The organism is Oleiphilus sp. HI0079 (assembly GCF_001635105.1).
The window spans coordinates 1-3,770 of sequence record NZ_LWFT01000090.1 but is presented as its reverse complement, the minus strand read 5'-3'; the positions used below and the strand labels follow the sequence as shown (position 1 = coordinate 3,770).

5 protein-coding genes and 2 pseudogenes are annotated in these 3,770 nt (G+C 47.2%); 6 read left to right on the top strand and 1 reads right to left on the bottom strand.

What is annotated here, in order from left to right; translation table 11 throughout:
• From A3750_RS25640 to A3750_RS01360, 3 genes and pseudogenes are all read left to right on the top strand, one after another.
• A pseudogene (locus A3750_RS25640) lies at positions 1–215 on the top strand (hypothetical protein); the annotation flags it as partial.
• Position 216: 1 nt separating this feature from the next.
• Complete coding sequence (locus A3750_RS01365; RefSeq protein ID WP_197466150.1) at positions 217–885, top strand: HAD family hydrolase; 669 nt, start codon at positions 217–219, stop codon at positions 883–885.
• Between the two features lie 26 nt (positions 886–911).
• Positions 912–1,886, top strand: a complete 975-nt coding sequence (locus tag A3750_RS01360; protein WP_068452056.1) for a S49 family peptidase — start codon at positions 912–914, stop codon at positions 1,884–1,886.
• A gap of 77 nt (positions 1,887–1,963) precedes the next feature.
• Here A3750_RS01360 and A3750_RS01355 read toward each other — a convergent pair whose 3' ends face one another.
• Positions 1,964–2,551, bottom strand: coding sequence for a nucleoside triphosphate pyrophosphatase (locus A3750_RS01355; RefSeq protein WP_068466468.1), 588 nt, complete (start codon positions 2,549–2,551; stop codon positions 1,964–1,966).
• A gap of 152 nt (positions 2,552–2,703) precedes the next feature.
• On the opposite strand from A3750_RS01355, the gene A3750_RS01350 reads away from it, so the two are divergent.
• The 3 genes and pseudogenes from A3750_RS01350 to A3750_RS01340 form a co-directional block, all read left to right on the top strand.
• Positions 2,704–3,216, top strand: coding sequence for a YceD family protein (locus A3750_RS01350; RefSeq protein WP_068458531.1), 513 nt, complete (start codon positions 2,704–2,706; stop codon positions 3,214–3,216).
• A gap of 70 nt (positions 3,217–3,286) precedes the next feature.
• Positions 3,287–3,466 carry a 50S ribosomal protein L32 gene (gene rpmF, locus A3750_RS01345; protein ID WP_068458532.1) on the top strand — a complete coding sequence of 60 codons (180 nt, stop codon included), beginning with the start codon at positions 3,287–3,289 and terminating at the stop codon, positions 3,464–3,466.
• Positions 3,467–3,484: 18 nt separating this feature from the next.
• A pseudogene (locus A3750_RS01340) lies at positions 3,485–3,770 on the top strand (phosphate acyltransferase); the annotation flags it as partial.

Genomic DNA, 3,770 nt, shown 5'->3' with positions numbered 1-3,770 from the left:
CTGCATTTTCGAAACATCCAATAGTAGGGGATGATAAGTATATTCAGACATTAGTTGATGATTTGCACGGAATGGAGAAGTCTCGCTTGATGCTGCATGCGCGTGCGATTGAGTTTGATTTGCCGGAGTCTGGTGGTGGCAAACGTCGGCTTCGTCTGGAAGCGGAATACGATAATCGCTATGAGGAGTCGCTTACTTTGATGGGGTTGAAATAAGATGTCGTGGTCGGTTGTGGTCTTTGATTGGGATGGCACATTGGTTGATTCCGAGCGTCATATTGTTTCTTGTATTGCAGAGTCGGCAAAGGTTTGTGATCTTCCCGAGCTGAGCTACGACCGAATGAAAAGTATTATCGGTTTGGGAATGAAAGAAGCTTTGTATGATTTATATCCACAAATCACCTCTGATCAAATAGATGCATTGCGAGCGCATTATTCAAAGCGCTTTCATCAAAACGAGGGTGCTGAATTATCTCTGTTTCCAGGAGTGGTTGATGTGCTTGAATCTTTGCGCGGCGCAGGTTATCGACTTGCTGTTGCCACTGGCAAAAGTCGCCGCGGTCTCGATATGGCAAAGGAGCAGACGGGGTTAGGAGAGTACTTCGAGATAGAGCGGTGTGCGGATGAAACGCAGTCAAAACCGCATCCGCAAATGCTGCACGAATTAGCCGAGCATTTTGGTGTCGACGAGTCGAACATGCTTATGGTTGGTGATACGAGCTTTGACCTGGAGATGGCGGCACGCGCTGGATCTGCGAGTGTAGGCGTGAGTTATGGAGTACATGATACCGAAGCGTTGCTCAAGCATAATCCAAAACGGATTGTTGATGAGATTGGAGAGCTGATAGGATGGCTTGATTCAGTCAAGCAGCCTTTGGGCAACTAGATATTATTAATAACAAGGAGTGATCATTGGACGTATTTGATTCGAGTCGGTCTGGCGCAGAGGCGAAAGCAGACTCAAAAGAGTGGAAGCTAATTGAGAAAACCGTGGCGACGTTGGGTGTTGAGCAGCGTCGGGCAAGGCGCTGGGGTATCTTCTTTAAGTTGCTAACCTTTCTCTATCTATTCTTTTTGTTGGGTGTGATGGCGAATGGTCTAGACAGCAATATGGTGACTGCTGAGCAATATACGGCGTTAGTTGACGTGCGAGGAGTGATTGCTGATGAGGAAGAGGCGAGCGCAGATGTAATCGTGAGCGGGCTGAGGGCGGCCTTCGAAGCAGAGGGTTCTCAAGCAATCATTCTTAGGATAAACAGTCCGGGTGGCAGTCCTGTTCAGTCGGGATATGTGTTTGACGAAATCAAGCGTCTGCGCGTGCTGTATCCTGACAAAAAACTTTATGCTGTGATCACTGATCTTGGTGCGTCTGGTGCCTATTATATCGCCGCTGCTGCGGATGAAATCTATGCCGATAAGGCGAGTCTGGTAGGCTCGATTGGTGTGACTGCTGCAGGTTTTGGCTTTGTCGATGCGATGGATGAGTTGGGTGTTGAGCGTCGCAACTATACGTCTGGTAAGCATAAGTCTTTCTTAGATCCTTTCAGTGAGGAGGACCCAGAAGAGGTCGCATTCTGGGGTAAGGTCTTGGATAGTACGCATCAACAATTTATTGGTAAGGTTAGGGAGGGTCGAGGTGAGCGGCTTTCAGAAGCACCAGAATTATTTTCCGGTTTGATTTGGAATGGTGAGCAGGCTCTCGATCTTGGTCTTATTGATGGGTTAGGTAGTTCTGGCTTTGTTGCGCGTGAGATTGTCGGAGCGGAAGAGATCGTCGATTTTTCGTCAAAGCCTGATGCCTTTACTCAGTTTACGGAATCGCTCGGCGTTGCAGCAGGAAAGGCTATTTCTGCTAGCTTAGGCGTGAATGCGCTTCAGTTGCGCTAGTCTTTTTTTGATGTTTGATCAGAAAAACGTGCACAGAGCGCTACTTGAGGTAGCGCTCTGTTGAGCCTCTCTCGGAGTTAATCGAGAGGGCTAATACCGTACTCGCCTAGCAGCTTACATAGCTTGATCAAAGGAAGTCCAACTAGGGCGTTCGGATCGCTTGTTTCAATTGACTCAAACAGGCTGATACCTAATCCTTCTACTTTGAAGCCACCTGCGCAGTCGTAAGAGGGCTCCCGGCTCACGTATTGCTGTATGTCTTGTTCGCTTAGTTGCTTGAAGGTGGCGATGGTTTCGTCAACGTCACACCTTAGCGTATTTTCCTCTGGATCATGCAGGCAGACGCTTGTAAAGAAACGCACCCTTTTACCCGAGCAGCTCGCCAGCTGCTTAATATTGTTCTCTGCATTGCCAGGCTTATGCAGCTGGTGGCCGTCGAGAATCGCGACTTGGTCACTCCCAATAATCAGGTTGTTGCCTTTAAGCATGCTGGCGACGGATTTTGCTTTTTGAGTGCCGAGTTCAATGGCAAGTTCGTGAGGGGTGCTTTTTCTAGTCGCGCGCTCATCAATTGCCGGTGCGATGCTATGAACGTCTTTGAAGACTTTTTCTAAAAGTGTTTTTCGATATTTGCTGGATGAGGCTAAAACGAGATTTTTTCGCATCGGGTTGTCTTTGATTAGTCTGGTTTGTTGTTTAAGCGTTTCTGCTCTAGCTTAGGATGTAAATGCCAGTGTGTGTACTGCTTTGAACGATTGTTAAAAAAATGCTGTTTTCTTTTGACAAGTACTTGTCACGCCAATAGAATTGCGCGCTTATGTCAGACCACTCGCTTCCAAAGACCATTGATCCCCTGAAATATGCGGACCAAAGCAAGGTGCTCGAGGGACAAATTTCGCAAAAAGCTTTAGAGCGTTTGCGTGAAATTGTACTTGAGTCGGAAGGAGATGTTGAGGTTAAACTTGAGTTTGGCCGAGATCAGCAGCACTTGCGTGTTGTGAAAGGGCATTTGTCAGCGTCTCTCCAGCTAAAGTGTGAGCGTTGTCTTGAGCCGGTATTAAAGCAGGTAGAATCGAACTTTGAGTTGGGCATTGTTTTGTCCGATGATCAAGCGAAAAACCTACCGGGCTATTATGAGCCGCTGCTTGTTGAATACGACTCGATGCCAGTTTACGAAGTGGTTGAAGAAGAATTGATCCTGAGTTTGCCAATGTTCGCTTATCATGACGATTGCAAGATGAGGCAGATTGAGGAACCGCAAGAGTTTGAAAACGCCCCTAAAAAGGACAACCCTTTTAGCGTGCTGACGGACTTGAAGCTAAAGAAATAGTTGAGAATTTGAGGTCGAGCTGAAAACAGCTTCCTCTGCATGTTAGAGAGACACCTTTCGGGAGAAACGTATGGCTGTTCAACAAAATCGTAAAACTCGCTCTAAGCGTGGTATGCGTCGCTCACACGATGCGCTAACTGGTGAAACTTTGTCAGTTGATTCAACAACTGGTGAAACGCATCGCCGACATCACGTGACTGCTGACGGTTTCTACCGTGGCAAGAAAGTCATCGAGAAAGCTGAAGACTAAGATAGTCGTCAGCTTGCTATGACGAACTCTAGACGCATCGCAATCGATGCGATGAGTTGTGATCATGGTGCTAAAGTGGCGGTTGAAGCGTCGCTCGCGTTTTTGCAACGCAACAAAACCTCCGATATCGTTTTAGTTGGAAAACAAGACGATCTGGAGGTTTTTTTATTTCAGCATGCCGCCTATGCCGCTTTAAAACACCGTATTCAAGTTCTTCACGCTGGCTCGATCGTTGAAATGAGCGATAAACCTTCTCGCGTCTTGCGTCAAAAGCAAGATAGTTCTATGGCTGAAGCGCTCAAGA

Bases quoted from the DNA above. Each gene is read 5' to 3' on its own strand.
- A3750_RS01365 (WP_197466150.1), top strand. From the start codon at position 217: ATGTCGTGGTCGGTTGTGGTCTTTGATTGGGATGGCACATTGGTTGAT.
- A3750_RS01355 (WP_068466468.1), bottom strand. From the start codon at position 2,551: ATGCGAAAAAATCTCGTTTTAGCCTCATCCAGCAAATATCGAAAAACA.
- A3750_RS01350 (WP_068458531.1), top strand. From the start codon at position 2,704: ATGTCAGACCACTCGCTTCCAAAGACCATTGATCCCCTGAAATATGCG.
- rpmF (WP_068458532.1), top strand. From the start codon at position 3,287: ATGGCTGTTCAACAAAATCGTAAAACTCGCTCTAAGCGTGGTATGCGT.